This is a genomic window from candidate division KSB1 bacterium (assembly GCA_022562085.1).
GTDB lineage: Bacteria > Zhuqueibacterota > Zhuqueibacteria > Oceanimicrobiales > Oceanimicrobiaceae > Oceanimicrobium.
Genome location: JADFPY010000054.1, coordinates 1 through 18,228, shown reverse-complemented (window position 1 = coordinate 18,228; position 18,228 = coordinate 1). Strand labels below are relative to the sequence as shown.

The 18,228-nt window shown below is 43.9% G+C and carries 16 protein-coding genes; 5 read left to right on the top strand and 11 right to left on the bottom strand.

All coding sequences use genetic code 11. The annotated features are described in order from the left end of the window. A partial coding sequence (locus IH879_07265) for a glycosyltransferase family 2 protein (GenBank protein ID MCH7674735.1) occupies positions 1–1,066 on the bottom strand: 1,066 nt, incomplete at its 3' end. A 54-nt stretch (positions 1,067–1,120) separates the two neighbouring features. Here IH879_07265 and IH879_07260 point away from each other — a divergent pair. The 5 genes from IH879_07260 (at position 1,121) to IH879_07240 (ending at position 6,376) form a co-directional block, all read left to right on the top strand. Next, positions 1,121–1,516: a transposase gene (locus IH879_07260; GenBank protein ID MCH7674734.1), complete on the top strand. Its 396-nt coding sequence runs from the start codon at positions 1,121–1,123 to the stop codon at positions 1,514–1,516. Further along, complete coding sequence (locus IH879_07255) at positions 1,513–2,322, top strand: IS3 family transposase (protein MCH7674733.1); 810 nt, start codon at positions 1,513–1,515, stop codon at positions 2,320–2,322. Before IH879_07260 ends, IH879_07255 begins: the two co-directional genes overlap by 4 nt. A gap of 487 nt (positions 2,323–2,809) precedes the next feature. Next, entirely contained in the window at positions 2,810–4,519 is a 1,710-nt protein-coding gene (locus IH879_07250; GenBank protein MCH7674732.1) for a D-aminoacylase, read from the top strand. A gap of 56 nt (positions 4,520–4,575) precedes the next feature. After that, the gene (locus IH879_07245; protein MCH7674731.1) at positions 4,576–5,472 is read left to right on the top strand and encodes a M55 family metallopeptidase; all 897 of its coding nucleotides are present in this window, start codon (positions 4,576–4,578) and stop codon (positions 5,470–5,472) included. A gap of 19 nt (positions 5,473–5,491) precedes the next feature. Then, positions 5,492–6,376, top strand: coding sequence for a PD40 domain-containing protein (locus IH879_07240; GenBank protein MCH7674730.1), 885 nt, complete (start codon positions 5,492–5,494; stop codon positions 6,374–6,376). A 4-nt stretch (positions 6,377–6,380) separates the two neighbouring features. On the opposite strand, the gene IH879_07235 is transcribed toward IH879_07240, so the two are convergent. From IH879_07235 to IH879_07190, 10 genes are all read right to left on the bottom strand, one after another. Beyond that, the gene (locus tag IH879_07235) at positions 6,381–6,740 is read right to left on the bottom strand and encodes a DUF2007 domain-containing protein (GenBank protein MCH7674729.1); all 360 of its coding nucleotides are present in this window, start codon (positions 6,738–6,740) and stop codon (positions 6,381–6,383) included. Positions 6,741–6,757: 17 nt separating this feature from the next. After that, the gene (locus IH879_07230) at positions 6,758–7,513 is read right to left on the bottom strand and encodes a DJ-1/PfpI family protein (protein MCH7674728.1); all 756 of its coding nucleotides are present in this window, start codon (positions 7,511–7,513) and stop codon (positions 6,758–6,760) included. Between the two features lie 69 nt (positions 7,514–7,582). Next, the gene (locus IH879_07225) at positions 7,583–8,053 is read right to left on the bottom strand and encodes a thioesterase family protein (protein MCH7674727.1); all 471 of its coding nucleotides are present in this window, start codon (positions 8,051–8,053) and stop codon (positions 7,583–7,585) included. Between the two features lie 314 nt (positions 8,054–8,367). Then, entirely contained in the window at positions 8,368–9,132 is a 765-nt protein-coding gene (locus IH879_07220; protein MCH7674726.1) for a Sir2 family NAD-dependent protein deacetylase, read from the bottom strand. After that, on the bottom strand, positions 9,126–9,773 hold the full coding sequence (locus IH879_07215; protein MCH7674725.1) for a leucyl/phenylalanyl-tRNA--protein transferase: 648 nt from the start codon (positions 9,771–9,773) through the stop codon (positions 9,126–9,128). Before IH879_07215 ends, IH879_07220 begins: the two co-directional genes overlap by 7 nt. 33 nt (positions 9,774–9,806) lie before the next feature. Beyond that, entirely contained in the window at positions 9,807–10,277 is a 471-nt protein-coding gene (locus tag IH879_07210) for an EVE domain-containing protein (GenBank protein ID MCH7674724.1), read from the bottom strand. Between the two features lie 154 nt (positions 10,278–10,431). Then, complete coding sequence (gene metH / locus IH879_07205) at positions 10,432–14,121, bottom strand: methionine synthase (protein ID MCH7674723.1); 3,690 nt, start codon at positions 14,119–14,121, stop codon at positions 10,432–10,434. A gap of 174 nt (positions 14,122–14,295) precedes the next feature. After that, complete coding sequence (locus tag IH879_07200) at positions 14,296–15,360, bottom strand: choice-of-anchor B family protein (protein MCH7674722.1); 1,065 nt, start codon at positions 15,358–15,360, stop codon at positions 14,296–14,298. A 139-nt stretch (positions 15,361–15,499) separates the two neighbouring features. Further along, entirely contained in the window at positions 15,500–16,393 is an 894-nt protein-coding gene (locus tag IH879_07195; protein MCH7674721.1) for a DUF4249 family protein, read from the bottom strand. Between the two features lie 130 nt (positions 16,394–16,523). Continuing rightward, positions 16,524–18,228, bottom strand: a 1,705-nt coding sequence (locus IH879_07190; protein ID MCH7674720.1) for a TonB-dependent receptor, incomplete at its 5' end; no start/stop codon positions are given.

Sequence of the window (18,228 nt, the reverse complement as noted above, 5' to 3'; positions counted from 1 at the left end):
TTGCTATATGTGGACGACTTAGAATCGCAATATCAAAAAACTCACCAAATCTTATGATATAATCCTCAAAATCAAGGTGTCCGAAGAGCACCTCAACTCCGATTTGCTGAAGTCTTTGTGTGTAAGGCATTGATCGAAAACGATTGTCAGGCAAAAAAACCACCTTGTGGCCTAGCTGAACTAGAATATTAATGTACTCATACATTCTAAGGGAACCTGAATCTTTGTCAAACTCAGGAACGTAGTGATCCACAATCAAAATCCGTTTCTGCCCGCATTTCTCCCTAGCAATAAAAGTAATGGGATCGGTTAGTTGCTCGGGAGGCAAGTAATGTTGCTTGTCTAGCACCGTCTGCCACTTCTCAACAAATTTTAGCCTGTTGATTTCCTGAGACTGCTTAAATCCTTTCGTCAGATCTCTACCAGCACTTACACCTTCATAGTGAATCACAACCGCTTGGGGCTGATAGAGGACTTTGTAACCTTGATCCCTTATCGAAAAAGCCAAATCCGTGTCTTCGAAATAACCAGGAATATATCTTTCATCAAAACAACCAATCTCACTGAACACATCAGCACGCACCATTAAGCAGGCTGCAGAACAATAATCGACTTCTCTAAGATAATTGTATTCTGGTTTTTCAGCATTATCCCTCTTTCCGTAGTTCCATCCTGAGCCATCCTTCCAGATTATTCCACCTGCCTCCTGCAATTTCCCGTCCGGATAAATGAGTTTAGCTCCGACCGCCCCAACTTTTTCAAACCTCTCAAAGATAGATAGCATAGATGTGAGCCAAGCTTGCATCACCTCCGTGTCGTTGTTCAAGAATAGGATAAATTCTCCCTTGCTAGCCTTACTTCCTTTATTACAGTTCTGGAGAAAGCCAAGGTTTTCGGTGTTAGTTATAACCTTTATATTCTTAATATTGTTAAGTATCTTTTGCGTGTCATCCGTTGACCGATCATCTACTATAATAACCTCGTAAAGATCTTGCGGACTATTTTCTAAAATCGACTTTAGGCACTGATATGTATAGTGAGATTGATTGAAAACTGGAATTATAATTGAGACTGTCCCGTCCTGCTATAGGTTGACATTTAATTAACAAGGAGGCAACCTATGTCAGGGCGCGGAATTACGTATAAATATAGTACAGCATTTAAGCAAAAAGTAATTTCAGAGATTGAATCGGGCAAATTAACCATTGCGGAAGCCCGAAAGATTTATGATATTAAAAGCTCGCCAACCATTTATGAGTGGCTCAGAAAATATGGCAAGAATCATTTAATTAAAAAAGTTGTTCGTGTTGAAATGAGAGACGAAAAAGACAAACTCAAAGAACTCGAGCGCCAGAAACGCGAATTAGAGTCGGCTCTTGCGCAATCGCATCTGAAGAATCTTTGTTTAGAAGCGCTCATCGAGTGCGTCGAAGAGCGCTATGAAGTCGATGTAAAAAAAACTTTTGGCCAGAAGGCACAAAAAAAGTCATCGTCAAAGTCAAAGAAAAGAAGTTGAAATACTTCAAGAAACAAATTTATCAGATGTTTGATACGACTCGTCAAGCCTATTACAAACGTCAGAAAACGATGATTCAGTATTTTCTTGAACAACAAGTCATCTGTGATGCCGTCAGAAGCATTAGAAGGAGCCAGCCATGCGTTGGCACGAGAAAACTCCACAGAATGCTCAATGATATGGGATTTCATATCGGTCGAGATAAATTGTTTTATATCTTAAGAAAAAACAATCTGTTGGTCAAACCAAGCAAAAACTACAGGAAGACCACTAACTCGTACCACCGGTTCAGGAAATATTCGAATCTCATCAAAAAACTTGAGGTAACCAGGCCCAATGAAGTCTTTGTTTCAGACATTACCTATCTGGATACTTTAGAAGGATTCTGCTATTTGGCGCTGATTACTGACCTCGATTCGCGCAAAATCGTCGGCTGGGATCTCAGTCAGACTTTAGCTATCGAAGGATGTCAAAGAGCGCTTAGAATAGCTCTCAGGGGCGTTGAAAATCCCAAAACCCTGATCCATCACTCTGACCGGGGCATCCAGTACTGCAGCAACGGCTACGTTGACATTCTGAATAAACATGAAATCAAGATTAGCATGACCGAAGAAGACCATGTTTATGAGAATGCCATCGCCGAGCGGGTCAACGGTATCCTGAAAACAGAGTTCTTGCTTGGAGAAAAACTCCATTCCTTTCAAGTTGCCAAAGAGCTGGTTCGTCAATCAATTAACACTTACAACAAACAACGATTACATACGAGCCTTAACTATCAAACACCAGAGTATCGTTATGCAGCATAGTGGGTCCCTTAATTTTAAAAAAAATGAAAGAAAAAACACCAATAACTGTCAACTTATTTCAGGACGACACTGTTGTTTTGTTTATTGTCATTTGCAGTTTGAGTTTTATCACCGACCAGAACATTCAAGCTTGGGATTTGTTTTTTTGATATTTGGAATTTCCGGTTTGTCCGGGTTAAGGTTTCACGAAATTAACAGGGTAGTGTCAAAAGTTCTATGAAAGAAAGGGTGTTAGTTATAAAAGTCGAAGGTGGTGGTGATGCGTTTTTAAGGCATGTGCGGAGTTGTGTAAACCACTGAAAAGACACAACTTGTTCCTGTTGCGATTTACGGGACTACGTCATCCGTCACGCCTTCCCTTTGGTCTCAATACCAACAAAACCGAGGGAGGACTCCAGAACGCACATAACCTACTAAAGATTTTAAAGTTAGCCCTATATTAAATCAAAAACTTTTGACAATACTATCAATAACTGGAGGAGAAGTTATGAAAAAATTATGCTTTATTTTAATTCTGCTAATTTCCGGTTTCGCTTGCACCCCAACTGCGGACTATGACATCGTTATTCGGAACGGTATGATTTATGATGGCAGCGGCTCAATACCTTTTTCCGGAGATGTTGCAATTAGCGCGGATACCATTGCTGCGGTTGGCTCACTTGACCAGGTAAAGGGCAAACAGGAGATCGATGTGGGTGGGTTGGCTGTGGCACCTGGCTTCATCAATATGCTGAGCTGGGCGACGGAATCGCTCATTGAAGACGGCCGGTCCCAAAGTGATATTCGCCAGGGTGTTACGTTAGAGGTTTTTGGTGAAGGCTGGTCCTACGGGCCGTACAACGAGAAAATGAAGCAGGAGGAGCTTGAAAGTCAAGGAGATATCAAGTACGAAATCGAATGGACGACCCTTGGTGAGTATTTGGAGTATTTAGTCGATCGCGGGGTTTCCTGCAATGTGGCTTCTTTTGTTGGAGCGACTACTGTTCGAATTCATGAAATTGGCTATGATGATCGTCCGCCGACTCCGGAAGAACTGAGCCGGATGCGTGAGCTGGTCAGGCAAGCAATGGCGGAAGGTGCGCTTGGAGTTGGGTCTTCCTTGATTTATGCACCGGCCTTTTACGCCAAAACCGATGAGCTCATCGAGCTTTGCAAAGTTGCTGCGGAATATGACGGCATGTATATTTCGCACATTCGCAGCGAAGGTAACCGGCTCCTCGAAGCCGTTGATGAGTTGATTACGATTGCCCGGGAAGCGAACATCCCGGCTGAAATCTACCATCTAAAAGCCTCCGGTAAACCGAATTGGGAAAAACTCGATGCGGTTATCTCGAAGGTGGAAGCTGCGCGTGCTGAAGGATTGCGAATTACAGCAGATATGTATACATATGTCGCCGGCGCTACCGGCCTCGATGCTGCTATGCCACCCTGGGTACAGGAAGGCGGCCACAAAGCGTGGGTAAACCGATTAAAGGATGAAGGCATTCGTAGGAAAGTCAAACAACAAATGTTGACCTCATCAAACGACTGGGAAAACCTTTTTTTGGCTGCCGGTCCTGAAAAAATGTTACTTGTCGGTTTTAAGTCCGAAGCACTCAAACCTTTGACTGGTAAAACTTTAACCGAGGTAGCCGAGATGCGTGGAACCTCCCCTGCTGAAACGGCGATGAATCTCGTCATTGAAGATGATAGCAGAGTAGGGACGATATATTTTCTGATGTCTGAACAAAACATCAAAAAGAAAATCGCGATCCCCTGGATGGCATTTGATTCTGACGCGGCCTCACTGGAACCCGAGGGGGTTTTCTTGAAAAGGAATCCTCATCCGCGGGCCTACGGCTCATTTGCCAGGCTTTTGGGGAAGTATGCTCGCGATGAAAAAATCATTCCTCTGGAAGAAGCCATAAGACGATTAACTTCTTTCTCCGCTGAGAATCTCGGACTTAAACGCCGTGGTTCTTTGAAGCCAGGTCATCTTGCCGACATCGTGATTTTTGATCCGGAAAGCATTCAAGACCATGCGACTTTTGAAAAGCCGCATCAATATTCAACAGGCGTTCATCATGTTTTTGTCAATGGCACACAGGTTTTAAAGGATGGAGAACATACAGGAGCGAAACCCGGGAGGGTTGTCCGTGGACCGGGCTGGAAAGGTTGGAAGACTGAATCCCGCGAACCTTTGTCAAAAAAAGAATGAAGTTAAACCTTGCAGGTTTTAAAAACCTGCAAGGTTTTTAAACTAAGGAGAAAAAAATGAAAAAATTACTGCCGCACCTTTTTATCTACTTTTTAATTCTTACTTCTACTGCTGCTGCTCAGGAAAAATTGAAAATCTATATTTCCGCAGACATGGAGGGAACGGTTGGAGCTGTTACAGGAGAGCAGCTTGGACCTTCGGGTTTTGAGTATCAGCGCTTCCGTGAATTTATGACCCAGGAGGTGAATGCGGCGATTGAAGCAGCATTTGAGGCAGGAGCCACGGAAATTCTCGTCAGCGATTCTCATGGCAATGGCCAAAATTTATTGATTGAAAAACTACCTGAGAATATCCAGGTCGTTCGCTCCTCGCCACGTCCCTTGATGATGATGCAAGGAATAGATGAAACATTCGACGGGGTGATTTTCATCGGTTACCATTCCAGCACCACTAATCCTGAAGGTGTTCGAGCCCACACCATGTCGAGCGCCAGACTTGCCGACATTCGCTTAAATGGAATTTCAATGCCGGAGGCCGGAATTAACGCGGCGATTGCCGGTCATTTTAATGTTCCGGTCATCATGATTTCGGGTGATGATGCAATTGTAAAAGAAGCCACTCAGCTTTTGGGAGATATCGAGGGCGCCATTGTCAAATGGGCTTACGGTTTCCACTCTGTAAGGACAATGGTACCCGCAGCCGCTTACAAAGTAATCAAAGAAAAAACCAAAAAAGCAATTGGTAGAATTAAAGAACTTAATCCCTATAAACTCGAGGCGCCAATTCAGCTGGAAGTTCAGTTCAAGAATTATCGGCCTTCAGAAGTATTGAGTTATTTGTCCTCAGTCGAACGAATCGATTCACATAGCATCAGTTTCCTGGGGAAAGACATGATTGAAGTTTCCAAATTTCTTTCGTTTTTGAATACTTATCGTCCGGATCTTTCCCCATAAGTAAAGGAGAATAAAACCGATGTGTAAAATTTTCACTGCTCTTTGTATTTTAATAGTTTTTTATAACCCGCTACTCAGCCAACCCGCGACCGATATTTACATCGCCGACTTAAAAATAGAAGACGGTCACATCGAAGTCGGTTCTCTGCTGAATATCACTAATCGGGATGGTTACGATAACCAGCCGATGTTTTTACCGGACGGAAAGAGGCTGCTTTACACCTCAATTCGGAAGGATGGTCAGGCGGATATTTATCAATATAATTCGCACACCAAGTCAACCATCAGAATTACACAAACGGAAGAAAGCGAATATTCCCCAACTGTCATGCCGGACGGAAATCACTTTTCGACTGTTCGTGTCGAGGCCGATTCTGCCCAGCGCTTGTGGAAATTTTCTTTAGATGGCGGAGAAGCCTCCCTGTTGTTGGAGAAGATTAAACCCGTTGGTTACCATGCCTGGACGAGCCGGCACATGGTTGCTTTATTCGTGTTGGGCAGCCCGAATTCACTTTACCTGGCTGACGTTAGAAACGGCATGAACGAAAAGGTCAGCGAAAGTATCGGACGGTCTTTGCATAAGATTCCAGACCGGGATGCAATCAGTTTCGTGCATAAAGTTAGTGAGAACGACTGGTGGATAAAAAAACTCGAGCTGGAAGGCAGGAAAATTATCCCACTCGTTCAGACACTTGAAGGCAGTGAAGATTATGCCTGGACGCCCGGCCGCAGCATTTTGATGGCGCAAGGTTCAAAACTTTTCAAATGGAAATCTGACAAAGATCAAAATTGGATTGAAGTTGCAGATTTCAAAAAAGCGGGTTTAACGGGAATCACAAGAATTGCTGTAAATCCAACCGGAGATAAAATCGCTTTAGTGTCGAACAGAGTTGCAACTGAATAGCAGATCATTGTTCAGATTCATCGTCAGGTGCTGAGTTGGGATTCCAACTCAAAAAAGTCAAGTTTAAATCTTTTAAGAGATCATTTGCTGTTTCAACCTGGTCTTCCCTTACCATAAGAATTGCCGGTTGCACCGGCGGCTCAAGCTGGTTGAAAAGTTCTCCTTTCAAAAAGTAATCAACTTCCTCGCCATCCAGAATTGATTTTATGAAAGAGATGTCCGCGGCATTATGCGTAGCTAAAACCTGTACGTATTCAACAAACTCTGCTTCCTCGGATGGAAGTTCGTGGACGAGATCCATATCGCAATCTGTGCAGCGAGTGAAGCCTTGCCGATACTCCGATTTGCATTCAGGACAAAACATCTGTTCTCCTGTGTTTTTTAATACTTTGCAGTTTTTTTGGAAACTATCAAATGCGGAACCCTCATAAGTTCCCAATCCCAAACCAAACCTTTTGCAATTCGCTTGGCGTTTTTTGTTGAATAAAGCTTTTCGACCAAATAGAAGGCTGGTTCGTAACTGAGCGCCCCGCCAACAGAGGTGATATACTTTCCATCTACTACAAAATTCACATCGTGTTTCACGGTTACCTCAGGAAACATTTCTGCAAGACGGTCGCGGTCTGCCGGAAACGTGGTGACGACTCTGCCTTTTAATGCACCGGTCGCGGCCAACGGAAATGCGCCATCGCAAACTGTGATCACATGAGCAGCCGATTCTGCGGTTTTCTTGACCCAATTTATATAAATTGTATTTTTCAGATCGGCGGTCATGCTGGTTTCCGTACTTGGGATGATCAGAATGTCGACGGGCGGCGCGTTTTCAAAAGAATAATCCGGGGTTATGCGAATGCCTTCAAAAGTGACGATCGGTTTGCCATCGGGGGTGACGATAAAGCAGCGGATGTAATTTGTGGAATCGCGGTAAAAAGTGTGCTGCAAGACATCATAAGGCGCCATCAGCTCGGAATTATAAACGCCGTCAACACAAACAAAGGCTGCGTTTAGAATTTTGGTTGAATTATTATTTGATTGAGAAAAAGCATTATTATGGGAGGTGTTCAGAAAAACCAAAATTCCCAAAAGAAAAAACTTGAACGGTAATTTCAATTTAAAACATTTGCTAATCGAATTCATTTTAGTCTCACTGAATTAAATTTAGATCGATTTGTACTTTATCAGCGTGATTTTAAATCCTGTGAAAAATCAAACCACTGCATAAGTTCCTGTCCCGACAGCGATCAGAACCTTCTCATCGTTGTGAAGCTCCATTCGGGTTACTGCGATTTTTTTGCCGGTGCGCAGAACTGAACCCTGGGCGATAAAATATTTTCCTCGTCCGGGCCTGAGGTAATCAACCCGCAAATCTATGGTTCCAAATTTCGCCAGCCTTTCCAATTTTTCTTGACTGCTGGCGCCCTCCATCTTTTTTAGCAAAGTCATAAAAGCCGTCAAACCGCCAATAACATCCAGAACTGATGATGTCACACCACCATGCAGAGTCCTCTGAATAAAATTCCCAATCAGCTCGTCTCTCATTTCGATTTTAACTTTGGCGCTTTCAAAATCAAGTGACTCGACGTGCATTCCCAGAAGCTTATTAAAGGGGATTTTGTCTACAAAAATTGTTTCGACCTGTTGAATGAGTTCATCGAAATCCGCTTTATTTTCGCTCATCACTTAGCTCCGAGTATTTCTTGCCATAAAATGATCGGAAGAACATAGACTTGATTTTTTTGAGAAATTCAATTCATTAAGAATCCGTGTCATCCCCCAGCGGCGAAGCCCCGACTGTCCTTTGTATTTTGGTAGTAACTATCGGGGCAAACGTAAAACGTGAGATGTGAAACGTTTCCCTCAACATGATGTGTTGGGGAAGAGCACGTTTCACGTTTGACATCTCACATCTGACAATAATCTTCCAAAGAAAAAATGTCATGTTTTTTTGCAAAAAAATGCAAAAGTTTAAAGACAATTCCATAGTTAAAAATTTATTTTATGGCAGCTTCAACAGCCGGCGGAAATATTTCCACTACGTCCCCTTCCAAACGCAGACTGACAGCCGGATGATTATCCTGATCGGTCTCTCCCCGGTTGATGATCACATAAGGGCTGCCGCGATTTGCGGCCATAAGCGGGATCGACGCTGCCGGATGTACCGATAGGGTAGAGCCAAGTGCAATCACCAGGTCTGTTTTCTCAGCGGCTTCGTTCGCTCTGTGCAGATCTTCTTCCCGCAAACTCTGCCCAAAGCTAATCGTTGCCGGTTTAAGATAACCGCCGCAATGACACAGAGGCGCCTGTTGAGTTTTTTTAAATTCCTCGAAGTGAGGCCCGGGCTCTGTTCTCTCCAGGCAGGTTTGGCACTCAGTTTCCAGATTTGTACCGTGCACTTCCACCAGCTTTTCTCGCGAAGTGCCTGCCCGCGAATGTAACCCATCAATATTTTGCGTAACAACCATGCACAACTTGTTTGCTTCCTCAAGTTTAGAACAGGCGTGGTGCACGGCATTTGGCTCAGCGTTTCGAAAGCCTTCCCACCCTTCTAATTTGTAATCCCAATATTCAATCCGAGCCGGTTCTGAAGTCATGAAATCCTGGTAGTAAACCGGTTGGCGGCGAGTCCAGACTCCCTGCGGTCCGCGATAATCCGGGATGCCGCTGCCGGTAGATATTCCGGCTCCGGAAAAAATCAAAATTTGATTGCTGTTTTGCAGGAGCTCAACAAGACTTTTATCGGATCTTTCACTCACCATGGTTCGTTTAGGGCTTGATTTAGTTTTTCCATAAAAAGTTCGCGAGAAATTTCTTTAGCGCCAAAGGTAGCTAAAAATGGGTTTAGGATCTGGACGTCCATCCAGCTAATCTCTAATTTTTTAAGATACTGAACGGTTTGAATTAATGCAAATTTTGACGCATTGGTTTCTTTATAAAACATACTTTCGCCTGCAAAGTATTTATTTATGAGCACACCGTAAAGGCCTCCGACTAATTCATCGTTCCCGTTTAACACTTCAAAACTCTGCGCGAATCCGGCTTTGTGAAATTCATTGTAAGCGTTAATTATTTCTTCGGTAATCCAGGTTCCCTGCTGTTTCCTGCGATTTGTCAGGTTTGCACAGTTTGTGATTACTTCAACAAAATTTGAATTTACACGAAAAGTAAATGGAGATTTCTTCAAGGAGCGCTCTAAACGTTTTGAAATTTTCAACTCACTAAACTCAATGATCGCTCTTTCAGGCGGCGCGAACCACAAAATGGGTTGGTTTTCAGTGGGCCAGGGAAAAATGCCGCTTCGGTAGGCCAATTCCAGGGAACCGACAGTGAGATCTCCGCCAAATGCCAGGAGACCTGTTTCGCTGTCGGCCGTCTCAACCGGGGGGAATTCTACTATCACAGCGCAAAATCATTTTCTTATTAATCGCGAGTTCTATTTCATGCCCATTTTTACCACGTGATCAAAATCCCCTTTGTCGACCGGTTGCACTGACAGTCGTTGACCGCGCTGCACAACCCGCATATTTTGTAATTCCGTGGATTCTTTCATTTCTTGCAAGCTCACGAGGCGTTTAAATGCCTGCTTCCATTTGATGTCGACCATAAACCAACGCGGGTTTTCGGGTGATGATTTTGGATCGAAATAGTTTGATTTCTGATCCCATGAGCTGTGATCGGGGTAAGCCTCTTTAACAACTTCAGCAACTCCTACCACTCCGGGCTCGTCACAATTAGAGTGGTAGTAAAGCACGAGGTCGCCTGTTTTCATTTGGTCCCGCATGAAATTTCGAGCCTGATAATTCCGAACGCCATCCCAATGGGTGGTCGAGTCGGGACTGTTTTTTAAATCTTCAAGTGAGAAGACATGGGGTTCGGATTTCATCAGCCAGTATTTTTTCGGCATTTGTTTCCTTTCCAAAAAATTGCTCTCAAACAAGTTAAATCAACTTACATAATTCATTAATTCAAATCAAAAGAAATTTGATCTTAGTGATAGGAAGGGTGTGTTGTCTTTTGAAGAAATTCTTGATTCAGTCTGTCTCAACCTAAACAGCGGATTAGGTCGTGTAATTAAGGTTGGGCCTTAACCACTTCTCAATTTCTTTTAAACTGACAGTTTTACGGCTTTGATATTCCTCAACCTGATCTTTGCCAATCTTCCCAACAGAAAAATACTTCGTTTGCGGATGGGCAAAATAGAATCCACAAACCGAAGCCGCCGGGTACATCGCGAAGCTTTCGGTCAGTTTTATTCCGGTGTTCTTTTCAGCTTCGAGTAAATCCCAGAGAATCTCTTTTTCAGTATGATCCGGGCAAGCAGGGTATCCCGGTGCGGGCCGAATACCTGAGTATTTTTCTTTGACTAGCTCTTCATTGCTGAATTTTTCTTCTAATGCATACCCCCAGAATTCTTTCCTGACTTTTTCATGCAGGAGCTCTGTGAAAGCTTCCGCCAGGCGGTCGGCGAGGGCTTTGACCATAATGCTGTTGTAATCATCGTGTTCTTTCTCGAACTGCTCAACTAATTTTTCAATGCCAATTCCAGCAGTGACGGCAAATGCTCCGATGTAATCGTTCATGCCGGTTTCTTTGGGCGCAACATAATCTGCCAAAGCTCGATTCGGGTTACTGCCGGTTTTTTGTGTCTGTTGTCTAAGCGTGTGTAATACATTTAGTATTTTATCCCGATTTTCGTCGGTGTAAAGTTCGATGTCATCTCCAATAGCATTGGCCGGGAAAAGTCCAATAACGCCGTTTGCTTTCAATAGCTTTTCATCAACCACTTTGTCTAAAAGTTTTTGGGCGTCGTCATAAAGTTTGCCCGCTTCTTCGCCAACTTTTTTATCTTCGAAAATTTGGGGGAATTTGCCGTGCAGTTCCCAGGTGATGAAAAATGGCGTCCAGTCAATATAGTTTCTTATCTCTGTGAGGGGATAATCCTGCAAAGTCGTTATGCCTAATTTTCGGGGAGTTATGATTTGGGATTCCTGCCAGTTGATTTTTACTTTATTCGCTCTGGCTTGTTCGAGGGTCAAATACGTTTTTGATTCCTGCCTGCGACTGTGATCTTCACGTACTTTTTTATATTCGTCACGTACTTCTTCAATAAATTCCTTGTGCTGTTTTTCGTTTATTAGACTATTCACAACTGGGACGCTTCGCGAAGCATCCAGGACGTGCATGGTGGGGCCTGAATAATTAGGCTCTATTTTCACCGCGGTGTGCACTCGAGAAGTTGTGGCGCCGCCGATTAACAAAGGCAGCTTAAACCCGAGACGTTCCATTTCACTTGCGTTGTGAACCATTTCATCAAGGGAGGGTGTAATCAAACCGCTCAAACCGATAATATCAACTTTTTCTTTTTGGGCGGTTTCGAGGATTTGTTCGATAGAAACCATAACTCCCAAATCGATGATTTCAAAATTGTTGCAGGCCAGTACCACACCGACGATGTTTTTGCCAATATCGTGGACATCCCCTTTCACGGTGGCGAGCAGAATCTTTGCGCGAGCTTTCGAAACGCCGGATTTTTCTTTTTCAGCTTCGATAAACGGCACGAGATAGGCAACCGATTTCTTCATCACCCGCGCACTTTTGACGACTTGCGGCAAGAACATCTTTCCGGAGCCAAACAAATCGCCGACGATATTCATGCCGTCCATGAGCGGACCTTCGATCACTGCGATTGACCTTGGATAATTTTGCCGCGCTTCTTCCGTATCTTCTTCAATATACTCGACGATGCCTTTTACCAGCGCATGTTTGAGCCTTTCTGCAACCGAATCTTTACGCCACTCTTCTTGTTTGACTTCGGTTTGACCTTCAGATTTAACTTTATCAGCAAAGTCGACCAGGCGTTCAGTGGCGTCCGACCGTCGATTCAATAACACATCTTCAACCAGCTCCAGAAGGTCTTTTGGGATCTCTGCGTAGACTTCCAACTGACCGGCATTAACAATGCCCATATCCATTCCGGCCTGAATTGCGTGATAAAGAAAAGCCGAATGCATGGCTTCCCGGATATGATTATTGCCGCGGAAGGAAAACGAAAAATTACTCACCCCGCCGCTGACTTGAGCGAGCGGCAGATTTTCTTTTATCCACCTCGTGGCTTTAATATAATCGACACCATAATTGTTGTGCTCCTCCATTCCCGTCGCTACTGTGAGAATATTGGGATCAAAAATAATGTCCTGAGGTGGGAAGCCGATTTCTTTGGTAAGAATGTTATAAGCACGCTCGCAAATCTTGATTTTTCGTTCAAAAGTATCGGCCTGGCCTTTTTCATCAAACGCCATAACAATGACCGCAGCACCATATTCGAGAATTTTGCGTGCATGCTCTTTGAATTGTGCCTCGCCTTCTTTCATGCTGATGGAATTCACCACACACTTGCCCTGCATGCACCTGAGACCGGTTTCGATCACGGACCATTTCGAGGAGTCGATCATCACTGGCACCCGCGAAATGTCAGGCTCGGCCACAACCAGCTTCAGAAATTTCTCCATCGCATCTTCGGAGTCGAGCATGCCCTCGTCCATATTGACGTCGATTATCTGGGCGCCGTTTTCAACCTGCTGCCTCGCAACGGATAGCGCTTCCTCAAATTCGCCGTTTAGGATTAGTCGGGCAAATTTGCGCGATCCCGCGACGTTCGTGCGCTCACCAACGTTAACAAAGTTAGTGTCCGGCGTGACGACAACCGGTTCTAAACCGCTTAATCTTAGATACGGCTTTATTTCGGGCTCTTTTCGCGGCGGGTACTTTGCTACTGCTTCGGCAATTGCTTTTATATGCGCCGGTGTTGTGCCGCAGCAACCACCTGCAAGGTTGAGAAAACCGCTGCGAGCGTACTCCTCAATTTGTTCGGCCATAAACTCAGGCGTTTCATCATAACCGCCAAACTCATTTGGTAAACCAGCGTTCGGGTAGAGACTTGTTTTATAGTCAGCGACCCGTGAGAGCGCTTCAATAAACGGACGCATTTGCTTTGAACCCAGAGCGCAGTTCAACCCGACGCTGAGGAGGTTCTGGGTATGTGAAACTGAAATCCAAAACGCCTCGGTCGTTTGACCGGAAAGAGTTCTACCGCTGGCATCAACGATAGTCCCGGAAATCATCACCGGCAACGTTTTACCGCTTTTGACAAAATATTCCTGGATTGCGAAAAGTGCGGCTTTGGCGTTTAGAGTATCGAAAATAGTTTCAACCAGGAGAATGTCCACTCCGCCGTCTACAAGCCCTCTGGTTTGCTCCATGTAGGCGTCGGCCATCTGCTCAAACGTAACATCCCGAAAGCCCGGATTATTCACGTCACGGGACATAGAAAGCGTCTTGTTGGTGGGCCCTAAAGCGCCGGCTACGAATCTCGGTTTGTCTGGATTTGATGCTGTTACTTCAGCCGCTACTTCTTTGGCTATTTTCGCGGCGCCTAAATTTATTTCGTAGACTTGATTTTCAAGCTGGTAATCTGCTTGTGAAATCGGAGTGCCGTTGAATGTGTTGGTCTCAATAATGTCGGCACCGGCATCGAAAAAATCGCGATGGATTTCTTTGATGATCTCCGGCTGAGTTATCGAGAGCAAATCGTTGTCGCCTTTAAGAGAATGTGGATGATCTTTGAACTGCTCGCCGCGGAAGTCCTCCTCAGATAAGTTGAGGCGTTGAATCATGGTACCCATCGCGCCATCCAAAACCATGATACGTTTGTTTAAAATAGCAGTAAGCTGCTTAAATGTGTCCGTCATTTCTATCGTGTTAATAAGAATTCATTAAGAAAATTACTTACTAAATCAACGAAATTACAAAAAAAATTATGATTAAATGTAGGGAATTCAACGGATTATTTCAAGTGAATAAAGCGCGGTTACAATCTATTCACGAAAGGGACCTTCTAAATGAAGTCGCAGTCAGTAGAGATGTCAGGGGGCAACTATATTCGTTGAAGTCTGACCGGAGTTGAACGAAAAAATAAATAATCCATCGGTAACATCCGTCACATAAATGTTGCCGGATGGGGCAAACGGGTAAACGCCAAAAGCGCCCTGAAAAGCCGTGTTCATATCTACGTTTGGTGAAGTATCAAATTCACCGACTAATTTGAGGTCGGTCGGGTCAGAAACATCATAAATGCGAAAGCCGGCATTATAATAAGAGGTATAAGCAAAACCGCCAATGATATAGAGATTATGGATGTTGTCTTCCTCATCATCTATTTCAGTGACAAATTTGGGATTGTCCAGGTCACGAATATCCCAGACCGTTAAATCCGGGTCTCCCTTTATAGCAAGTTCATTACAAATAAATAGAAAATTCCCGTCTTCAGTGGGCCACCCGCTGTGATGGAAACTAATAAACGTAGCGGTAATACCGCCAAGCAGTTGTGGACTTGCAGGATTTGTTACGTTATAAATATTTGTGCCACCGAAGCCGGCAAAATCATATAATCGATTTCCGATGACGGTCGCATCGTGCCCGTCATTTGGACCGCCGCTCCAAACCAGGGCTGGATTCATGGGATCGGGATTTAAATTGAAAATGCGTAACTGCGAATTGCCGGTCTCAAGATACATGTAGCCGCTGTCGTCGATAAAAATATTGTGACCAGATGGGAAATTACCAACCACTTTCGGATCTGTGGGATCGGTCAGGTCAATAATGCCGCCGAGACCGTTACCTACACCATTTACCGTATAAGCATAATTCTGCCAGACCTTAACATCAAACCCTGGCACGGTATCAACCGTTGATACCAACACAGGTTCTTGAGGGTTGTTAACGTCTACAATATGAATGCCGCCGCTGAAGCCAACTAACGCATATTCTTTTCCAGCGCTATCAACGTATCCCCAAACGTCGGTGATGTTCTGTTGGAATTCAATCTTGCCGAGAAGCTGGATGCCTCCGTTGTTGTCGTCATTATCGGAACACGCTGTTAAGATGATTGAAAAACAAATAAAAAAATAAACCCAAAGGCTTCTTTGCATAGGGCTTTTTTTCCTGTTAGTTCGTTTTGGAAATGTTTATTTTGAGAGTTGTAAGAGAATACCAATTTTTAAAGAATATTATTCCCCAGGGAAAACTTTTAAAGGTAGCGAATATCGCGTTTCCAATCAAGCCCAGGTTTTACTCCCTCAGCACCCAAAAATTTACCGTATCCGCAATGGCCGACCCGAACACCCCAATGCCGTCCCCTTCAAAATGGAAGGCGGGTTCGTGATAATTACCATCTATTTCCTTGACCTGGTCATGGGTGACCAAAAAGTCCTTAAAATTCTTGTCTCCGGCATAAATGATAGCCTGGTACTTACCATAAAACCAGGTAAAAAACCAGAAAATTTCCATATGGGACTCACCGGCCTCTAAAGGTGTATCCTGGATCCAGTTGAACGCATATCTAAAATCGTCAAAGTCATCGATAACATCGCCGGCATCCAAATCTCCATAGGGATTGTCGTAAACGAATGTTGAGGTGTCCGCGTCAATGGCGAGAATTGATATCGCATAAAAATCGATACCAGGTGAACGATTAAACCTGACGTCAAATAGTTTCACTTCGTCATTTTCATCCTTTTCCCGGTAAACCATGCTGTCGAGAACTGATTTTGATTCAAGTATTTCAAAACCTGCCTGGGGCACCCCGGTTGTGGATTTTGCAGAAAGTTCCTGCCCATCGATGGTTGCGTCCACTTCCAAAGTGTAGGTTTTCCCGTAATCAATCACCAGATTCGGGCCGACCTGTTCATAAGATTGCCTTTGGACACTAAAAGTCAGTTCATGGATAGTTCCTGATTCGTCAACAATAGACACACGTGCATCTCGGACAATGATTTTCTTTTCATCCACAACAGTACCCAATGGAAAATTCCTCATGATTTTAACTTGCGCTCTCTGTTGAGGAAAAAGGATTCCCTGAATGACGATTTTGGGTTCAAAGGTTTGGTCGATTTCAACAGTGCCGCCGCCGCAAGAAAAAACTAGTAACGTGATTAATAGAATGAATACAGATTTGTATGACATCTTTGTTCTCTCCTTCGTCTTAGTATTCAGGTGTTTTCGTGTTCGTGTGTTTAAGAAAAAATGCAGTCGAATGCTGAATTTTGAAATTCTTGACACTTGAACACTTTCCTGAATACTCAAACACTTTCTATTAAAAATTAAAATTCACTCCGATTGTTGGCAAGATGGGAAACATGGTTTCAACATCGGTTCTTTGCACAAAATTATAGAGTTTGTGATCGAGAAACCAGACGTTTTTGCGATTGCCAACATTGAAGATTTGCAAATAAGGAAAAATGGACCAGCTTCTGAAATGTTTTTCATATGTAAGGCTAATATCCAGTCTGGCATAAGGCGGCAGTCGAAAATTATTAATTTCAGCCGGATAAATTTCAAACTCAGTGGTTTCGCGATCAGGAAGCGTATTTGTAAAATAGCCAGACCCGGGCAGCGTAATCGGCTGGCCGGTCGTATAGATGAAGGTGAATCCCACTTTCCAGTTTGAACGATGTTTTATCAACTGCTGTCCTCGTAAGCTTCTGAAAACATTTTTCAGGTCAAGGTTGCCAACAATGTTCAAGGCCTGCGTTCTGTCATGGCGCGGCGAAAAAGATTGGCCCTGGTTGATACCGTCAATTGTGTATTTTGTAAACGACAAACTGTAACCCAGCCAGCCCGTGATGGCGCCGAAGTCTTTTCTTAACATCAGTTCGATGCCTTTGGTTTCACCATCGCCTCGATTAAATACGCCCCGGGTTTCAGTATAAACCGGTTCGCCGTTTTCAAAAGCATCAGCGCTTAGCTCTGTCAGAACATTTTCATTGAATGAATAAATATTGTTATAATCCTTGTAAAAGCCTTCGATTTCAAGCTCCCAGTTTCGGTTGAGCTCTTTTTGAAATCCAAGAATCGCATGAAAAGAAGAGGACTCCTTTTGAAATTTGTTGGAAGCTGTCCAGATGTCGGCAATGAAGGCCCTCCGGATTCTATGCAGGAATTGATAGTAAAGGCCGGTAGCCGCTTTTAAATTAATGGAGTCTGTCAGGCGATATTTTGCAGAGAACCTTGGCGACCACTTTTGAAAATTTCTGTCTGCGGCAAAAAAATTGTAGCGCATGCCTGCCTCGATATCCCAGCGTACAGTTGGCCGCCAGGCCTGCTGCAGGAATGCAACATAATGTTTTGACCGCTTGTCTATGTTGATTTTGCCCCCCGGGAAATCTTGAAGGAAAATGAGATGCAGGTTCTTCTGCTCAAAACCAAAATTGGTTGTAAAATGTGTGGAGAGATGATATTCAAAATGTCCCTTAAACGTAATATCCGAAACGAAATTCTTTTCAATAAAATCTATCGTATCGCCGAAGTCAAAATCTGACTCAAACCGACTTCCGGTGATCCAGAAATTAGCGAACAATCGTGGTGAAATCACCCGCGTCCAACGAATGCTGCCGGTGGTATTTCCCCAGCTGTAGTTAAACCCCACATCTTCCGAGGCATCTTCATTAAAGATTAAATTCAAAACGTCTTCGCCGCCGTAACCGCTAATCGTCAGTTTGTTCTTGGCATTAATATCAAAAAATGCTTTGACATTGCCGTCGTAAAAATAATAGTTGGGGATATCATCGATGGCTTTCGCGATGGTTTTATCAAAATAAGTTCTGCGAAAAGATCCTGAAATCGAGCCAATATTGCCGATCGGCATTTGCACGGTGGTTTTCGCGCTCAGTAAACTGATTGAAGCGGTGCCCTCAAATTCTTCGCGGTTACCATCGAGGTTTGTCACGTTCAGAATGGAAGAAAGTCTGCCGCCGTACTGGGCACCAAAGCCGCCTTTGGATAGCTCAACTTTTTTAATG